14 protein-coding genes are annotated in these 18,113 nt (G+C 59.2%); all 14 read left to right on the forward strand.

The genetic code is table 11. The features are described 5' to 3' along the window. Nucleotides 1-242 precede the first annotated feature (242 nt). The gene (locus FPT12_RS13990) at nt 243-923 is read left to right on the forward strand and encodes a histidine phosphatase family protein (protein WP_371922556.1); all 681 of its coding nucleotides are present in this window, start codon (nt 243-245) and stop codon (nt 921-923) included. 528 nt (nt 924-1,451) lie between these two features. Next, nucleotides 1,452-3,101, forward strand: coding sequence for a lipid IV(A) 4-amino-4-deoxy-L-arabinosyltransferase (arnT, locus tag FPT12_RS13995; RefSeq protein WP_145016777.1), 1,650 nt, complete (start codon nt 1,452-1,454; stop codon nt 3,099-3,101). Nucleotides 3,102-3,256: 155 nt separating this feature from the next. After that, nucleotides 3,257-4,792 (forward strand): glycosyltransferase family 39 protein, encoded by a 1,536-nt coding sequence (locus tag FPT12_RS14000; RefSeq protein ID WP_145016778.1) that lies wholly within the window; start codon nt 3,257-3,259, stop codon nt 4,790-4,792. Between the two features lie 318 nt (nt 4,793-5,110). Next, nucleotides 5,111-6,127 carry an iron ABC transporter substrate-binding protein gene (locus FPT12_RS14005; protein WP_145016779.1) on the forward strand — a complete coding sequence of 339 codons (1,017 nt, stop codon included), beginning with the start codon at nt 5,111-5,113 and terminating at the stop codon, nt 6,125-6,127. A 4-nt stretch (nt 6,128-6,131) separates the two neighbouring features. Continuing rightward, nucleotides 6,132-7,745 carry an iron ABC transporter permease gene (locus FPT12_RS14010; RefSeq protein WP_256676749.1) on the forward strand — a complete coding sequence of 538 codons (1,614 nt, stop codon included), beginning with the start codon at nt 6,132-6,134 and terminating at the stop codon, nt 7,743-7,745. Continuing rightward, nucleotides 7,742-8,848 carry an ABC transporter ATP-binding protein gene (locus FPT12_RS14015; RefSeq protein ID WP_145016780.1) on the forward strand — a complete coding sequence of 369 codons (1,107 nt, stop codon included), beginning with the start codon at nt 7,742-7,744 and terminating at the stop codon, nt 8,846-8,848. The genes FPT12_RS14010 and FPT12_RS14015 overlap by 4 nt, the downstream gene beginning before the upstream one ends. Before the next feature lie 459 nt (nt 8,849-9,307). Next, nucleotides 9,308-10,447, forward strand: coding sequence for a UDP-4-amino-4-deoxy-L-arabinose aminotransferase (gene arnB / locus FPT12_RS14020; RefSeq protein ID WP_145016781.1), 1,140 nt, complete (start codon nt 9,308-9,310; stop codon nt 10,445-10,447). A 5-nt stretch (nt 10,448-10,452) separates the two neighbouring features. After that, nucleotides 10,453-11,472 (forward strand): undecaprenyl-phosphate 4-deoxy-4-formamido-L-arabinose transferase, encoded by a 1,020-nt coding sequence (gene arnC, locus FPT12_RS14025; RefSeq protein WP_145016782.1) that lies wholly within the window; start codon nt 10,453-10,455, stop codon nt 11,470-11,472. Then, entirely contained in the window at nt 11,469-13,460 is a 1,992-nt protein-coding gene (gene arnA / locus FPT12_RS14030; protein ID WP_145016783.1) for a bifunctional UDP-4-amino-4-deoxy-L-arabinose formyltransferase/UDP-glucuronic acid oxidase ArnA, read from the forward strand. The genes arnC and arnA overlap by 4 nt, the downstream gene beginning before the upstream one ends. Beyond that, the gene (arnD, locus tag FPT12_RS14035) at nt 13,460-14,344 is read left to right on the forward strand and encodes a 4-deoxy-4-formamido-L-arabinose-phosphoundecaprenol deformylase (RefSeq protein WP_145016784.1); all 885 of its coding nucleotides are present in this window, start codon (nt 13,460-13,462) and stop codon (nt 14,342-14,344) included. The genes arnA and arnD overlap by 1 nt, the downstream gene beginning before the upstream one ends. Next, on the forward strand, nt 14,341-15,990 hold the full coding sequence (arnT, locus tag FPT12_RS14040) for a lipid IV(A) 4-amino-4-deoxy-L-arabinosyltransferase (protein WP_145016785.1): 1,650 nt from the start codon (nt 14,341-14,343) through the stop codon (nt 15,988-15,990). The genes arnD and arnT (FPT12_RS14040) overlap by 4 nt, the downstream gene beginning before the upstream one ends. After that, nucleotides 15,987-16,331 (forward strand): 4-amino-4-deoxy-L-arabinose-phosphoundecaprenol flippase subunit ArnE, encoded by a 345-nt coding sequence (gene arnE, locus FPT12_RS14045; RefSeq protein WP_019690505.1) that lies wholly within the window; start codon nt 15,987-15,989, stop codon nt 16,329-16,331. The genes arnT (FPT12_RS14040) and arnE overlap by 4 nt, the downstream gene beginning before the upstream one ends. Then, a complete protein-coding gene (gene arnF / locus FPT12_RS14050) occupies nt 16,328-16,741 on the forward strand; it encodes a 4-amino-4-deoxy-L-arabinose-phosphoundecaprenol flippase subunit ArnF (RefSeq protein WP_019690506.1) in 414 nt (137 codons plus the stop codon). The genes arnE and arnF overlap by 4 nt, the downstream gene beginning before the upstream one ends. Then, the gene (locus FPT12_RS14055) at nt 16,738-18,111 is read left to right on the forward strand and encodes a UDP-glucose/GDP-mannose dehydrogenase family protein (RefSeq protein WP_145016786.1); all 1,374 of its coding nucleotides are present in this window, start codon (nt 16,738-16,740) and stop codon (nt 18,109-18,111) included. Before arnF ends, FPT12_RS14055 begins: the two co-directional genes overlap by 4 nt. Nucleotides 18,112-18,113: the final 2 nt, after the last annotated feature.

Genomic DNA, 18,113 nt, shown 5'->3' on the forward strand with positions numbered 1-18,113 from the left:
TATTGGCGGAGGCACCTCTGGCCCTTGGCAATGCAATTAAAATCAAACAATTAGCCATCGTTAAGGGAAGGTTAAGAGCACTAGCAAAATTTTCACATTCGTTTCACTTATCCCCCACTTGCGCGTCTTTACATTGATCGTCACAAATCGACCTTCATGCTCGCGTTTTTTGTGAATTGTCTAAGCTGCCTGCTGAACGGAATCGACATTCTTCGTCCCAATACGACTTACAGGTGAAAGGCGTGGTTAATACTGCATTACCCAAGGACTCGCCTAAACGAGCGGTCAAAAAACGGTTTCTGAAAGTCACGCTAGCGGCGTCGGCCGTCGTAGTCGCCGCCCTGGTGACGGGGTTCACCTTGTGGCCCCGGTCTCCAGCGATGCTGGCGGAAAGTGATCACATGGCAACGGCTGGCGTATTCCAACACTGGCAGGCAGGCGATGTGGTGGTGCTGGTTCGACACGCCGAGCGCTGCGATCAGTCGAAAAATCCGTGCCTGGGCCCAGCCGATGGCATTACCCAGGTAGGCAGCGCGGCATCGACAGACGTCGGCAAGGGGTTCAACGCCCTGGGCATGGACCATGCGGATGTGTTCAGCAGCCCGGCGACCCGCACGATGCAAACCGCGCAGTACATGTTTGGCAAAGAGGCGTCGAATCAGGAATGGCTGGCCCAATGCGGCAAGACCATGCGTGACGATGTGGTCGCACACAAAACGGCGCATCGCAATCTGGTCCTGGTCACGCACAGCGGCTGCATCAGTGACTTCGAGAAACAAACCGGCTTCAAGCATGCTCCCACCAGTCAGTACACCAGCGCCCTGTTCGTTTCGGTGACGGCTGACGGACAGCTGAAAGTGCTCGGCATTGTGAATTCCGGGGACTGGCCAGCCGTGCTGGATAAGCGATTCGCCAGCAAATAGTCCGGTTTGCCGGGACACTCCAGCGCTGTTAACGAACTCAAAAAAATAGCTATTACGGCAGTTCGCCAGCGCTGGCATGCATTTGAAACAAATTGAATAACTTTGTTTTTTTCAGCGAGTTGCTGGAAAGCCGGGGATTTCACGCTTGAATGCCCGTCTGGGGAAAATCCTCAATGGAAGACTCGACGCTCCGCTTGTAGCATGCGGTGCCCGCTCACAGCGGTTCACTCACCTGCACCCGTCCAGCCCGCTGCCAGGAGGCCCAGGAATGTCATGCGTCGACGTTATTCTTTTGCCGAATAATACGGCCGGCTCGCCACAGCGATGTCTGCGCCCCCGCACGCTTCTTTGTTGAAGAAGGCCGGTGCAGCACCGAATGTCATAACCAAAACACCAAAAACCGAGCAACGTCTTCCGGTATCAAGGCCGTCCCATGAAGCGAACAATAATACTCGCCACGCATCACCTTACCGATTGCTCACGCAGCAATCCGAACCGTCGCATGAAGTTGCAGGGAGCACGAGTCAAATGATCAAGCGCTGGGCTCTACCCTGCCTGTTGTTGGCCTTCGGCCTGTTCTACCTGTTGCCGATGGTCGGCCATGGGTTATGGATTCCCGACGAACCCCGCTACGCGCAGATCAGCCAGGAGATGTTGCTGAGCGGTGACTGGGTGTCTCCGCACTTCATGGGCTTTCGCTACTTCGAGAAACCCATTGCCGGTTACTGGATGATTGCCATCGGTCAGGCGATCTTCGGCGAGAACCTGTTTGGCGTGCGTATTGCCTCGGCAGTCGCCACCGGGCTGAGTGTGTGGCTGGCGTATCTGATCGCCCGTCGCCTGTGGAACGATCCGCGTAAAAGCTTCGCGGCCGCCCTGCTCTACATGAGCTTTGGCCTGATCGCCGGCCAGGCTGGCTACTCCAACCTCGATCCGCAATTCACCTTCTGGGTCAACCTGAGCCTGGTTGCCCTGTGGTTTGCCCTGGATAACAAAACCCCACGCAGCAAACTCGGTGCCTGGGCCTTGCTCGGCTTCGCCTGTGGCATGGGCTTCCTGACCAAGGGCTTCCTTGCCTGGCTGTTGCCGGTGTTGATCGCACTGCCTTACATGATCTGGCAAAAGCGCTTTGGTGAATTGCTGCGCTATGGCCTGGTAGCGCTGGTCGTCGCCATCATTGTCAGCCTGCCGTGGGTGCTGGCGATCAATAGTCACGAACCGGACTTCTGGCGGTACTTCTTCTGGCAAGAGCACATTCGCCGGTTCGCCGCCGACGATGCTCAGCACACCCGGCCGTGGTGGTTCTTCCTGCCGATCATGGTGGTTTCGAGCCTGCCGTGGGCGGCCCTGTTGCCATCGACACTGGTTCAGGCCTGGAAAAACAAGACTCAAAACACCACCGGCTTCCTGTTGCTGTGGATGCTCCTGCCGCTGGTATTTTTCAGCCTGAGCAAAGGCAAGCTGCCGACCTACATCATGCCGTGCCTGCTGCCGCTGGCGCTGCTGATGGCCAGCACACTGATCGATCTGGTGAGCGAGGCCCGTGGCCGCGCGATTCGCATCAACGGTTTGATCAACGTAGCAATCGCGACGATTGCCCTGATTGTCCTGATCTATCTGCAGATCACCAGGCCGATCTTTGAAAACACCGAAATGTTCACCCTGTCGCTGGGCTTCATCGTGTTGGCCGGCTGGATCATCGCCAACGCCCTGCAAGCCCTCCGACCGCTGGTCTATTGGGCCACTCCGGCGCTGGGAATCTGGCTACTGGTCGCCCTGTTGCCGGCCGCCATGCCCGCAGTCATCGTCAACAGCAAAATGCCTGACCAGTTCATCGCCGAGCATGTTCAGGAATTGAGCGAGACCACTTCACTGCTGAGTAACGATCTGGGCGCGGCTTCGGCATTGTCCTGGCGCCTGAAACGCCCGCAAGTTGACCTGTACAACACGGTGGGTGAGCTGAAGTACGGTACTGATTTCCCTGAGGCCGCACACCGCAAAGTCGACATGAACAGTGTCGAGCAGTGGATGACCGAAGCCCGTAAAAAGGGTTCGGTGGGTGTGGTCATGCGAGTGAAAAATGCCCTGGAAGCACAGGAAGTCTTGCTGCTGCCGATCGATGGCAAGCGCTATCAACGGGGTGAACTCGAGATCCTGATTTTCCCGAAACTGCCCTGAAGACTCCTGATGCACCGGTTTACCGGGGGATGATCTACAGATCGTCACCCGGCAAGTAGATGATCTGCATTTTCTGACCTCGGCGCACAGGTTGCGGCGTTCAATGGCAAGGCGCAATCCTGCAGCTGGCGGTCGAGACCGAAGGGAAATACCACATGAAGTCGCGGGAAACGGAAACACGCGCGCTGCTGATCCTGCTTGGGGTTTCAGCGCTACTCCTGTTATTGGGACTGGGCACACGGGAACTTTGGGGCCCGGAAACCCGTTGGGCGAATATCACGCTGCAGATGCTGCAAAGCGGTAACTACTTCGACCCGTACCTCATGGGCGGCTCCTATTACGACAAACCACTGCCCTCCTACTGGCTGATTACCGCCACCACCTGGTTTACAGGCGGCCTGGGTCACTGGTCATTGCGTCTGACTTCGGTGATTGCCGCCTGGCTGAGTGTCTGGCTGGTCTACTTGATCGGCGAGCAACTGTTTCGCAAAGGCACTGGGCTGATCGCCGGCTGGATGCTCGCAACCACCTTCTATTTCGTCTTTTGGGCCCGGGTCGCGACGGCTGACATTCTGACCGTGTGCGGTGTGCTGGCGGCGGTCTGGTGGTATTGGCGTGGCCCGGACGACACGCGGCTCGGTCGCTACTGCGTGTTCTTCCTGCTGCTGTCCATGACCTCGCTGTTCAAAGGCCTGATCGGGTTTATCCTGCCGGGTCTGGTGCTGCTGCCGCATCTGCTGCAAGAAGGCCGCTGGAAACGTCACCTCAACCTGCGTCTATGCGTCGCCCTGCTGGTCGGCGGTCTGGTCTACGCAGTGCCGTTCGTGTTGTCGAATATCTACGGCGCACCCACCTCCGCCCAGAGCGGTCTGGGACTGGTCTTCCGGGAAAACGTAGTGCGGTTTTTCCAGCCGTTCGACCACATCGGGCCCATTTACACCTACCTGATCTACTTGCCGGTTTATACCCTGCCGTGGGCACCGTACTGGGTGCTTGGGCTGTGGGTCGCGGCTCGTAACTGGCGCACACTCGAACCCAATGCCCGCTGGTTGATCTGGGGTCTGGGCTTGCTGTTCCTGTTCTTTACGGCCAGTGGTAGCCGACGCAGTTATTACGTCTTGCCGCTGGTGCCGTTTGCCCAACTGTTGGCGGCCTGGTGGGTCACCCGGCACATGGAACAACGGCGCGCTGCCGGCAAAGCCGAAGGACGCGGCCTGAAGATCGGTTTTGGTGTCACGACGGTCCTGCTATTGCTGATCCTCGGGATTATCGTGCCCTGGAGCAATACGGGTGGTGGCGTTGTGCAGTTCGGCAAGGACGTCAAGGCTCAGGCCAGCCAGATCGCGCCATGGAATCAATGGCGGATGGTGATGGTCGAGGTCGACAACAAAGTCCCGATGTACCTGCAAAACGACGGCGCGCCTTTCTACTATGTGCCTGACACCCAGGATTTCCCCCGTGAAGGCACCACCGCGCAGTTCATGGCCTGGCTGGAAAAAACCAGCGGCCACCAGTGGGACCCGCAGCGCACCATCATTGTCGCGCACTACAAACGTGGCGATCAGTTGCCGCTGAACTACCTGAGCGTCGACCATCAGGCCGTCGTCACACAGCCAGACAACGGTGAACGGCTGCTGCATCCGCGCTCGGACGCCAGCGTCGCCTTCATCCCCAACGCCCCCGCCCAGTAAAATGCATCGAGAGGCCCGACGGGCCTCTCGATCCTTTCCAGCACCGCTCACATGAAATCAGTGGGCCTCATCGACGATAGTGTTTGAATTCAAACCACTCTCTCCTTCAAACTCCCTCCTTAGCGCCTCAATCTAAATACAAACGACATTGATTAACGACTTGTTTGACGTTTTTTTCACATATCCCGCACTACATTGCCGCCACCAAAATCCATGCGAATGATTCGCATTGTTTTGGGCGAGCTGCAGGGATTGCGGGAATCGAACAACAGGCTTGCCCACCTGATTCTTCATAAAACTGCAGGAGCTGCTAACAAAATGAATCACCGTCGCCCTTCGTTTCTGAAAACCGCGCTGCTCGCCACCGCCCTTATGGCTGCTGGCCATGTCTTTGCTGCGCCAAGCAGCGACGGCATCGTGGTCTATAACGCGCAGCATGAAACCCTGACCAAGGCCTGGGTCGAAGGTTTTACCCATGAAACAGGGATCAAGGTCACGCTGCGCAACGGCGATGACAGCGAGATGGGCAATCAGCTCGTGCAAGAAGGTGCAGCCTCCCCGGCAGACGTGTTCCTGACCGAGAACTCCCCGGCCATGGTACTGGTGGATAACGCCGGGCTGTTTACCCCTGTTGCGCCGTCGACCCTGGAGCAAATCGGTTCGGCCTATCGCCCGGCCCATGGCAAATGGGTGGGCATCGCCGCTCGCTCGACCGTGTTTGTCTACAACAAAAGCAAGCTGGCCGAAGCTGATCTGCCAAAGTCTCTGATGGACCTGGCTTCCCCAAGCTGGAAAGGTCGCTGGGCCGGTTCGCCTGCCGGCGCCGATTTCCAGGCCATCGTCGCCGCCGTACTGGAACTCAAGGGCGAAGCCGCTACCCTGGAATGGTTGAAAGGCATGAAAACCAACGCCACCGCCTACCGTGGCAACAGCGCTGTGCTCAAGGCAGTGAACGCCGGTCAGATTGAAGGCGGCGTGATCTACCACTACTACAGCTTCGTCGATCAGAGCAAAACCGGCGAAAACAGCAAGAACACCTCGCTGCACTACTTCAAGCACAAAGATCCGGGCGCGTTTGTCAGCCTCTCCGGTGGCGCTGTCCTGGCGTCCAGCAAACACCAGGAAGAAGCTCAGGCGTTCCTGAAGTGGATCACCGGCAAAGAAGGCCAGGCCATTCTGAAAAACGGCAACTCGTTTGAATATGCCGTCGGCCAGAATGCCGAGTCGAACCCGAAACTGGTGCCGCTGGCGCAACTTGACGCACCTGCGGTCGATGCCTCCAAACTCAACAGCAAAAAGGCTGTTGAACTGATGACTCAGGCGGGGTTGTTGTAATCCGATGTCCAAGCCAGTCGCGCTGCCAGAAGCTAGTGAAGTCGTCGATCTGACGACTCTGGCCAACCCTCGTCAACACCCTCGCCGCGCCTCCGGGAGGCGCAGCGGCTCGTGGGTGGTGGCCATATCTATTCTGGTGTCGTTGCTGGCCCTGCTGCCGTTGGCGTTTGTCATCGGCATTTCCATCAAGACCGGCTGGGCGACGATTGCCGAGCTGGTCTTCAGGCCTCGCGTGGCCGAACTTTTGATCAACACCGTGTTGCTGGTGGTGATCACGATTCCCCTGTGTATCGCGCTCGGCGTGGCACTCGCCTGGCTGACCGAACGCACCGACCTGCCGGGCCGCCGCCTCTGGTCGGTGCTGGCAACGGCACCGATTGCGGTGCCGGCCTTTGTCCACAGTTATGCCTGGGTCAGCCTGGTACCACCGATTCACGGGTTGTTTGCCGGGGTACTGGTTTCGGTTATCGCCTACTTCCCGTTCCTCTATCTGCCAGTCGCCGCCACCCTGCGGCGTCTTGATCCAGCCATCGAAGATGTCTCCGAATCGCTGGGCCTGAAGCCCTGGGCGGTGTTTTTCCGGGTCGTGCTGCCGCAACTGCGCCTGGCCATCTGTGGCGGAGCCTTGCTGGTCGGCCTGCACTTGCTGGCCGAATACGGCTTGTACGCGATGATTCGCTTCGACACCTTCACCACAGCGATCTTCGACCAGTTCCAATCGAGCTTCAACGGCCCGGCGGCGAACATGCTGGCCGGGGTTCTGGCGCTGTGCTGCCTGCTGATGTTGACCGCCGAGTCCGCCTGCCGAGGCCACGCCCGTTACGCACGGGTCGGCTCCGGCAGTGCGCGCCTGCAACGCACCCAGCGACTGACACGCAACAGCAAAGCCGCAGCACTGTTGTTGCCAATCATCGCCAGCGTGCTGGCCCTCGGCGTACCGCTGATTACCCTGGCCCAATGGTTGATTGCCGGTGGCGCGGACGTCTGGCGCATGGCGGAAATTCTCCCGGCATTGAAGCAGACCCTCGTACTGGCCAGTGTCGGTGCGGTGATCACCACCTGCGCGGCAGTTCCGGTGGCCTGGTTGTCGATACGTTCGCCAGGGCGCCTGCATCGCATTCTGGAAAGCTGCAACTACATCACCAGCTCATTGCCAGGAATCGTCGTGGCGCTGGCGCTGGTGACCGTCACCATCAGCTTTGCCCGGCCGATTTACCAGACCACCATCACGGTGCTGCTGGCGTATCTGCTGATGTTCTTGCCGCGCGCGCTGGTCAGTTTGCGTGCCGGTATTGCCCAGGCACCGGTAGAGCTGGAAAATATCGCCCGCAGTCTGGGCCGTTCGCCAAGCCAGGCGCTCTGGCTGATTACCATGCGCCTGGCCGCACCGGGGGCAGCCGCCGGTGCAGCGCTGGTGTTTCTGGCGATTACCAACGAACTGACCGCGACCCTGTTGCTCTCGCCGAGTGGCACCCGCACCCTGGCCACCGGTTTTTGGGCCATGACCAGTGAAATCGACTATGCCGCAGCGGCACCTTACGCGCTGATCATGATTTTGCTTTCGCTTCCGTTGACCGCGCTTCTCTATCATCAATCCAAACGCACGGCAGGCCGATGAACGCTCTCGAACTGAACTCCATCTACAAAACCTTCGGCGCCCTGCCTGCCCTGGACAACGTCAGCCTGTCGGTGCCTGCGGGCAGCCGCACGGCCATTGTCGGCCCTTCCGGCTCAGGCAAGACTACCTTGCTGCGGATGATTGCCGGGTTCGAGTTCCCCGATTCGGGCAGTATCTCGCTCAATGGCCAGACGCTGGTCGACGGCTCGACCGAAGTCCCCGCGCATCAGCGCATGATCGGTTATGTGCCCCAGGACGGTGCACTGTTCCCACACATGACGGTGGCCGGCAACATTGCCTTTGGACTGTCGGGTGATGCCGCCTTGAAACAAGAACGCGTCGCCGAGTTGATGGACATGGTGGCGCTGGACTCACGCATGAGCCAGCGCTGGCCGCATGAGCTTTCCGGTGGGCAGCAACAACGGGTCGCCCTGGCCCGCGCCCTGGCGCAACGGCCTCGGCTGATGCTGCTGGATGAACCCTTTTCAGCACTGGACACCGGCCTGCGGGCGTCCATGCGCAAGATGGTTGCCAAACTTCTGTCAGACACCGGCGTGACCACCATCCTGGTGACTCACGATCAGGCCGAAGCGTTGTCATTTGCCGATCAACTGGCCGTGATGCGTCAGGGTCGGCTAGTGCAGACCGGGCACCCGATGGATCTGTATCTGTATCCTGGCGATGAAGAAACGGCGCTGTTCCTCGGTGATGCCGTGGTCATGCCGGCGTGGGTCGAAAATGGCCAAGCAACCTGCGACCTGGGCCGGGTTCATGTCAGCAATACCTCGCCAAACGGTGCGGCGCAGATCATGTTGCGCCCCGAGCAGTTGCAGATCTCCAGTCAGCCCGCCGATCTGGAGCAGGTGGGCGGCTGCATTGGGGTGGTGACCGATCGCGACTTTGGCGGCAATACCTGCACCTTGACGGTGGAACTGAAGCTACCCTCACCTGCTACGGATGGACAGTCAGCGAGCCGCTCGTTACTGGTTCGCAGTTCCGGGGTACATGCACCGGCCGCTGGCAGCCTGGTACACATTTCCACTCTCGGTAACGCGCACGTGTTGACTGAGCCTGCACGCCGCCAGGCGGTTGCGACGCCATAGTTTGCAGCTTGACGCGGACACAGGGTGAAGTAGTCTTGGCAAGCTATTTACTATCTTTTTAGCGATATGCGGGCCAAGCGACGATTTTCTTTGCAGTGCCTGAAAAATGGCGATAGTTGTCAGAAAGCGCCTTAAGTGTTGGAAAAGTCTGAACATTTGCTGTAAAGGTTACGGTTAAACATTCTCGACACCGGTTTTTCATGTCCCTTTCACATTTTCGAGATTACCCTCTGCGCATCCGGAGCGATGCCTTTGGGCCACTCAAACTGCCGAGCGACAAAATAAAAGTCAATTAGTGCACTTTTTCCAGAAGATTGGTTAACTGATTGATATACTTTTCGTTTTTTCGTCTAGGCTGTCACCGACTTCGCCTCGAAGCACCGCTTTGAGCTGATTCGCAGGTTGTGCCCCGACTTGCCGCCTTCAAGGGCTGTTGACATATCCAAACCCGAGGTCCACATGAATCAGGCTTTTCTCCCCTTCTCTCGCCCAAGCATCGGTGATGAAGAAATTGCCGCCGTTGAGCAGGTGTTGCGCTCTGGCTGGATCACCACCGGGCCGAAGAACCAGGAGCTGGAGGAGCAATTCGCACAGTACGTAGGCTGCCAGCACGCCGTCGCTCTGTCTTCTGCCACCGGCGGCATGCACATCACGCTACTGGCGCTGGGTATCGGCCCTGGCGATGAAGTGATCACGCCTTCGCAGACCTGGGTCTCGACCGCCAACATGATCTGCCTGTTGGGCGCTACCCCGGTATTTGTCGACGTCGACCGTGACACCCTGATGACCGATGTCCAGGCCATCGAAGCCGCCATTACTCCGCGCACCAAAGCCATCATCCCGGTGCACTACGCCGGCGCTGCGTTCGATCTCGACCCGCTCTATGCGCTGGCAGACAAACATGGCATCGCCGTCATCGAAGACGCCGCCCATGCCGCCGGTACCCGTTACCGTGGCCGCGCCATTGGCGCTCAGGGCACTGCGATCTTCTCGTTCCACGCGATCAAGAACATGACCTGCGCTGAAGGCGCAATGTTCGTCAGCGACAATCAAGCGCTGGCCGATCGAGTGCGCATGCTCAAGTTCCATGGCCTCGGCGTAGACGCCTACGATCGCCTGACCCACGGCCGTAAACCTCAGGCCATGGTCATCGAGCCGGGCTTCAAGTACAACCTGGCCGACATCAACGCAGCCATTGCACTGGTGCAGCTACAGCGCCTCGACGAGATCAACGCCAAACGCACCGCATTGGCGCAGACCTATCTGCAACGTCTGGCTGGCCTGCCGGTGCAACCGCTGAGTGTGCCGACCTACCCGCAACAACACGCCTGGCACCTGTTTATACTGCGCATTGACGCCGAGCGTTGCGGGATGGATCGCGAGGCGTTCATGAAGGCCCTGCAAGAACAGAATATCGGTACGGGTATTCACTTTGTGGCCACCCACCTGCACACTTACTACCGTCAGCGATTTCCGGGCATTCATCTGCCCAACACCGAATGGAACTCGGCACGACTGTGCTCGATCCCGCTGTTCCCCGACATGACTACCGACGATGTCGAACGCGTCGTTGGCGCCATTGAAAACATTCTGGACTGAAGCCTTTGAAGCCATATCCAATTAACTGCGTGTCGATCGTTATCCCGGTCTACAACGAAGAAGAAAGCTTGCCTGAATTGCTGCGCCGGACCGAAGCGGCCTGTCAGCTACTCAAACACGAGTACGAAATCGTCCTGGTCGATGACGGCAGCCGTGACAATTCCGCGCAGCTTCTCGAAGAAGCCGCCGAGCGTGAAGGCAGCCAGGTCGTCGCGGTCATTCTCAATCGCAACTACGGCCAGCACGCGGCAATCATGGCCGGTTTCGAGCATTGCAAAGGCGATGTGGTCATTACCCTCGACGCCGACCTGCAGAATCCGCCGGAAGAAATCCCCCGTCTGGTGGAACAGGCCGAACTGGGCTACGACGTGGTTGCCACCGTGCGCAACAATCGCCAGGACTCGGCCCTGCGCCGCTGGCCGTCGAAACTGATCAACCTGGCGGTGCAACGCTCCACCGGTGTCGCCATGAGCGATTACGGCTGCATGCTGCGTGCCTACCGCCGCACCATCGTCGACGCCATGCTGGCCTGCCGTGAACGCAGCACCTTCATCCCGATCCTGGCCAACAGCTTCGCCCGCCACACCACCGAGATTCTGGTGCAGCACGCCGAGCGCGAGCATGGCGAGTCGAAGTACAGCCCGATGCGCCTGATCAGCCTGATGTTCGATCTGCTGACCTGCATGACCACTACCCCGCTGCGACTGCTGAGCATCATTGGCTTCAGTCTGGCGGCGCTGGGCATGTTGTTTGCCTTCCTGCTGATCTTCCTGCGCCTGATCTTCGGCGCCAGCTGGGCAGGTGGCGGCACCTTCGTACTGTTCGCCGTGCTCTTTGTGTTCACTGGCGGCCAATTCATCGGCATGGGCCTTCTGGGTGAATACCTGGGCCGCATGTACAGCGATGTCCGCGCCCGTCCGCGGTTCTTTATCGAAAAAATCCTACGTAACAAACCCGCTAGTCCTGCTCCCGTTGCCACTGTCGACGGTCTGCCTTCCACCACTACTGATCAGGTTTCGCCATGAGTTCAAAAGCTGTTGTTTTCGCCTATCACGACATTGGCTGTGCAGGTATCGAAGCACTGCTCAACGCAGGTTTCGAGATTGCTGCCGTGTTTACCCACGCCGACGATCCGAAGGAAAACACCTTCTACGGCTCGGTCGCTCAACTGTGCGCCCGTAAAGGCATTCCTGTGCATGCACCGGAAGACGTCAACCACCCACTGTGGATCGAGCGCATTGCCAAACTGAACCCGGACTACCTGTTCTCGTTCTACTACCGCAACCTGCTGGGCGAGCAACTGCTGGCTACCGCCCGCAAAGGCGCGTTCAACCTGCATGGTTCGTTGCTGCCGACCTACCGCGGTCGCGCTCCAGCGAACTGGGTGCTGGTCAACGGTGAAACCGAAACCGGCGTGACCCTGCACCGCATGGTCAAGCGTGCCGATGCTGGCGCAATCATTGCCCAGCAACGCGTCGCGATCGAGCGCGCCGACACCGCACTGACCCTGCACGGCAAGCTGCGCGAAGCCGCTTCCAACCTGCTGCGTGACACCCTGCCATTGCTGGTTCAGGGCAAAATCACCGAAACCGCCCAGGACGAATCCAAGGCCACTGTTTACGGTCGTCGTACCGCGGCAGACGGCAAACTGGTCTGGAAGAAACCGGCTGAAGAGCTGTTCAACCTGGTTCGCGCCGTGACCCAACCTTACCCGGGCGCTTTCTGCGCAGTGGGCGAGCACAAACTGATTGTCTGGAGCGCTGAAGTCGTCAAGGGCAACGAAGGTCTGGCACCAGGCCGCGTGATCAGCGTTGATCCGCTGCGTATCGCTTGCGGCGAAGACTCGCTGGTTGTCACTTCCGGTCAGCGTAACGAAAACGGCCTGTACCTGAGCGGCCCGCAACTGGCCAACGAACTGGGCCTGGTCGACGGTTCCGTACTGCGTGGCGCCGAGTCGGGCCGTGCCCCGCGTCGCACCCGCGTACTGATCCTCGGCGTCAACGGCTTCATCGGTAACCACCTGTCCGAGCGCCTGCTGCGTGACGACAAATACGACGTCTATGGCCTGGACATCGGTTCCGACGCTATCGAGCGCCTGCGCAGCCACCCGAACTTCCACTTCGTCGAAGGCGATATCAGCATCCACTCCGAGTGGATCGAATATCACATCAAGAAGTGCGACGTGGTTCTGCCGCTGGTGGCCATCGCCACCCCGATCGAATACACCCGCAACCCGCTGCGCGTATTCGAACTGGACTTCGAAGAGAACCTGAAACTGGTTCGCTACTGCGTGAAATACAACAAGCGCGTGATTTTCCCGTCGACTTCCGAAGTCTACGGCATGTGCCAGGACCAGAACTTCGACGAAGACACCTCGAACCTGATCGTTGGTCCGATCAACAAGCAACGCTGGATCTACTCGGTCTCCAAGCAACTGCTGGACCGCGTGATCTGGGCCTACGGCGCCAAAGGCCTGAACTTCACCCTGTTCCGTCCGTTCAACTGGATGGGCCCACGTCTGGACCGTCTGGACTCGGCACGTATCGGCAGCTCCCGCGCCATCACCCAGCTGATCCTGAACCTGGTGGAAGGCACCCCGATCCGTCTGTTCGACGGCGGCGAGCAGAAGCGTTGCTTCACTGACATCGCCGACGGCATCGAAGCCCTGGCCCGTATCGTTGATAACGAAAACGATTCGTGCAACGGTCAGGTCATCAACATCGGTAACCCGGACAACGAAGCCAGCATCCGTCAGCTGGGCGAAGAACTGCTGCGTCAGTTCGAAGCTCACCCACTGCGCGCCAACTTCCCTCCGTTCGCCGGTTTCCGCGACGTAGAGAGCAAGGCGTTCTACGGCGCTGGCTACCAGGACGTGGAACACCGCAAGCCAAGCATCGAAAACGCCAAGCGCCTGCTGAACTGGGAGCCAACCGTCGAGATGAGCGAAACCATCGGTAACACGCTGGACTTCTTCCTGCGCGAAGCCATGCTCGAAATCGCGGACAAGCGCTGATGCAGGCAGGTCTTCGGATCGATGTCGACACCTACCGAGGTACCCGTGAGGGGGTACCCCGGTTGTTGGAGATGCTCGATGAAGCACAAGTCAAGGCGACGTTTTTTTTCAGCGTTGGTCCGGACAACATGGGGCGCCATTTATGGCGCCTCATCCGTCCGCAGTTCCTCTGGAAAATGCTCCGCTCCAATGCCGCAGGTCTGTACGGCTGGGACATCTTGCTGGCCGGCACTGCCTGGCCGGGCAAGCCCATCGGCCGTGATCTGGGGCATCTGATGCGCCAGACCCTCGCGGCTGGCCATGAAGTGGGTTTGCACGCCTGGGATCACCATGGCTGGCAAGCCAACGCAGGGCGCTGGAGCGACGCCGATCTGATCGAGCAGATTCGCCGGGGCGTAGACACCCTCAGCGATATTCTCGGGCAGCGCGTGGACTGTTCGGCGGCCGCCGGTTGGCGTGCCGATGAGCGGGTCATCGAAGCCAAGCAGCATTTTGGCTTTCGTTACAACAGCGACTGTCGCGGACAAAGCCTGTTCCAGCCTCGGCTGGCAGACGGCAGCCTCGGCACGCCTCAAATTCCGGTCGACCTGCCAACCTTCGATGAAGTGGTGGGTCCCGTCGTAGCAGCCAATGAGTTCAACTCATACATTCTTGACCGATTCAGCCCCTCGAAGCTGAACGTATATACGATACATGCGGAGGTAGAAGGGATTCTGATGGCAAACGATTTCCGTCAACTGCTGGTTGATGCGCGTCAGCGTGACATCCAGTTCCAGCCGCTGGGTAACCTCTTGCCCGCCCAACCGACAACCCTGCCTCAGGGGCGCGTGCTACGTGGCGCCCTTGAAGGCCGAGAAGGATGGTTGGGAGTGCAAGGCGCATGAGCAAACGCTGGGCTTTGCCGTTACTGCTTATCGCTTTCGGTCTGGTCTATCTGTTGCCGCTGGGCACGCATGGTCTGTGGATTCCGGATGAAACCCGCTACGCCCAGGTCAGTCAGGAAATGCTCCTGAGTGGCAACTGGGTGTCGCCGCATTTCATGGGCCTGCGTTATTTCGAGAAACCGATTGCCGGTTACTGGATGATCGCCATCGGCCAGGCCGTGTTCGGCGAGAACCTGTTCGGGGTGCGCGTTGCATCGGCACTCGCGACCGGTTTGAGCATCCTGCTAACCTACCTTATCGCACGCAGGCTCTGGAACGATCCGCGTAAAAGCATCGCCAGCGCATTGCTCTACATGAGTTTCGCCGTGGTCGCCGGTCAAGGCGGCTATTCCAACCTCGACCCGCAATTCACATTCTGGGTCAACCTGAGTCTGGTGGCCTTGTGGTTTGCGCTGGACAGCAGCAGTCGCAATGCGCGGCTGATGAGTTGGGCAACCCTGGGGCTGGCCTGTGGCATGGGCTTCCTGACCAAGGGGTTCCTGGCCTGGTTGCTGCCGGTGTTGATCGCCCTGCCCTACATGATCTGGCAAAAACGCTGGCGCGAACTGTTGGCCTACGGCCCGATGGCTATCGTGGTCGCGATTGTCGTCAGCCTGCCGTGGGTCCTGGCCGTGCATGCCCAGGAACCCGATTACTGGCGTTTCTTCTTCTGGCACGAGCACATTCGCCGCTTTGCCGGTGACGACGCGCAGCACGCAGCGCCGTGGTGGTTCTACCTGCCGATGCTGGTAGCGTTCAGCTTGCCATGGGCGGTGTTTCTGCCTTCGGCGCTCAAGCAAGCGTGGCAAACCAGACACCAGGCAAGCACCGGCTTCCTGCTGCTGTGGCTGGTCCTGCCGTTGGCGTTTTTCAGCCTGAGCAAAGGCAAGTTGCCGACCTACATCCTGCCGTGCCTGTTGCCCTTGGCACTGTTGATGGGGAATGCACTGATTGACCGACTGAACCTGGGGCAAAGCCGGCTGTTCAAGATCAACGGCCTGCTGAACCTGGTCATCGGTCTGACCACCTTGCTGGCGATGGTTTACCTGCAACTGAAAAAACCCGTGTATGTCGATGAAATGCACAGCCTGGTGCTGGTGTTCATCGTGCTCATGGGCTGGATCCTGTCCAACCTGTTGCTGGTGGTTCGACCGTTGAGCGCATGGGCTGCGCCAGCAATCGGCAGTTGGCTGCTGATCGCCATCCTGCCGGCCGCATTGCCGCACTCGGTGGTCTACAACAAGATGCCCGACCAGTTTGTCCTCCAGCACATTGACGAACTCAGCCAGACCAAAAGCCTGCTGAGCAATGACCTGGGGGCCGCATCTGCAGTCGCCTGGCGTCTGCAACGCCCCGAAGTGGCGTTGTACAACACCATCGGCGAAGTGAAATACGGCCTGGACTACCCGGACGCCGCGGCGCGTCGGGTCGATACCGAACACGTGCAACAGTGGATGAGCGAAGCCCGCAAGACCGGCCCGGTGGGTGTGGTCATGCGCGTCAAGGGTGATGATGAAGTCCACGAACTCGACCTGCTGCCCAAGGATGGCAAGCGTTACGAGCAAGGCAACATGGTCATTCTGATCATTCCACAGAGCGCGCCATGACCCTGATTTTACTGTTGTCCGCCTGTCTGCTGACCTGCATGGGCCAGATCGCCCAGAAATACGCCGTGGAAAGCTGGCGCGGCAAGGACTCCGGCTGGAGCGAAAAACTGCTCTCGCCGTGGTTGTGGCTGGCGCTCGCATGCCTGGGCTTTGGCCTGCTGGTATGGCTGCTGGTGTTGCAGCGCCTGGAAGTCGGTATCGCCTACCCGATGCTCAGCCTCAACTTTGTGCTGATCACCCTGGCCGCCCACTTCGTCTTCCACGAAACCATTGATCGCCGTCACTGGATCGGCGTTGCGCTGATCATCGCCGGCGTCGTTCTGCTCGGGAGGCACGCATGAGCCTTCGTCGCGGAATCAGCTTTGCCATGGGCAGCGTTGCGCTGGTCAGTGCCGCCCAGTTGGGCATGCGCTGGAGCATGAGCCATTTGCCGCTGCCCGATCAGTGGCTGCAGGCCCTGAGCAACGGCAGCATCGACCTGCTCGCGATCGGCGTGGTACTGGCGTCGATCTGCGCTTACGCCCTGTCCATGCTGTGCTGGCTCGCCGCTCTGCGCGATCTGCCGCTGGGCCGGGCCTACTCGCTGTTGAGTATCAGCTATGCACTGGTGTATCTATTGGCCGCCAGCCTGCCGCTGTTCAACGAAAATTTCAGTCTTTCCAAAACACTCGGGGTGGCCTTGGTCATCCTCGGTGTCATCACTATCAACTCTCGAACTGCTCGCGCCACAGAAGTCAGGAATGCCTCATGAAAATCAGTGTAATTGGTAGCGGTTATGTCGGTCTGGTGCAGGCGACTGTCCTGGCTGAAGTCGGTCATGATGTCGTCTGCATGGACGTCGATCAGAACAAGATCAAAATGCTGCAGAAAGGCCACGTCACTATCTTTGAACCAGGGCTGGAGAGCATGGTCAAGGAGAACCTGGAGAGCGGGCGCCTGCACTTCACCAGCGACGAGAAGATGGCCATCGAGCACGGTCAGGTACTGTTCATCGCTGTCGGCACACCGTCGGACGAGGACGGCTCGGCCGACCTGAAATATGTCTTGTCCGTGGGTGACGCGGTTGCGCGCCATCGGGTCGAGCCGCTGATTCTCGTGGAAAAGTCCACTGTTCCAGTCGGCACCGGCGACACCCTGCGCGCGCACATTGAAGGCGTGCTGAAGAAAGCCGGGCGCACCCTGGAATTCGATATCGTCTCCAACCCGGAATTCCTCAAGGAAGGCTCGGCCGTCAGTGACTGCCGCCGCCCTGACCGCATCGTCATCGGTTGCGAGCGTGAAGAAGTCCGTGAAGTGATGCGCGACCTCTACGCCCCCTTCAACCGTAACCATGACCGCATCATGTTCATGGACCTGCGCAGCGCCGAGCTGACCAAGTACGCAGCCAACTGCATGCTCGCGACCAAAATCAGCTTTATCAACCAGATCGCCGAACTGGCCGAACACCTGGGTGCGGATATCGAAGCCGTGCGCATGGGCATCGGTGCAGACCAGCGCATCGGCTACCACTTCATCTACCCTGGCTGCGGCTATGGCGGTTCGTGTTTCCCGAAAGATATGCGCGCATTGATCCACAGTGCCCAGGAAGCCAATTGCTCCAGCGACCTGCTGCAAGCGGTCGAGGCCATCAACCAGCGGCAGAAACACAAACTGTTCGAACGCATCAATGCGTTCTACAAGGGCGAGCTGAAAGGCAAGACCTTCGCCCTCTGGGGTCTGGCATTCAAACCCAATACCGATGACATGCGCGATGCACCAAGCCGCGTGCTGATGGAGTCGTTGTGGGCTGCCGGCGCACACGTACGTGCGTTCGACCCTGAAGCCATGCAGGAAACCCAACGCCTGTATCCGGATCAACCGAATCTGTCGCTGATGGGCACGCCGGAATCCGCGCTGGTTGGCGCAGATGCCTTGATCGTTTGCACCGAATGGCAACAGTTCAAGGCGCCGGACTTCAAATTGATCGAGGAGCGTCTCAAGGCTCCGGTGATCTTCGACGGCCGTAACCTGTACGACGCTGATCGCCTGGCACGCAAAGGCTTCAAGTACTTCCCAATGGGTCGTGGCGAGTCGCGCAACCTGCCAATCCCTCAGCAGCAGTGGCCAGCTTCTTCCGTCTAAGC

This window comes from Pseudomonas sp. H3(2019) (genome assembly GCF_007713465.1).
In the GTDB taxonomy this organism is placed as follows: domain Bacteria; phylum Pseudomonadota; class Gammaproteobacteria; order Pseudomonadales; family Pseudomonadaceae; genus Aquipseudomonas.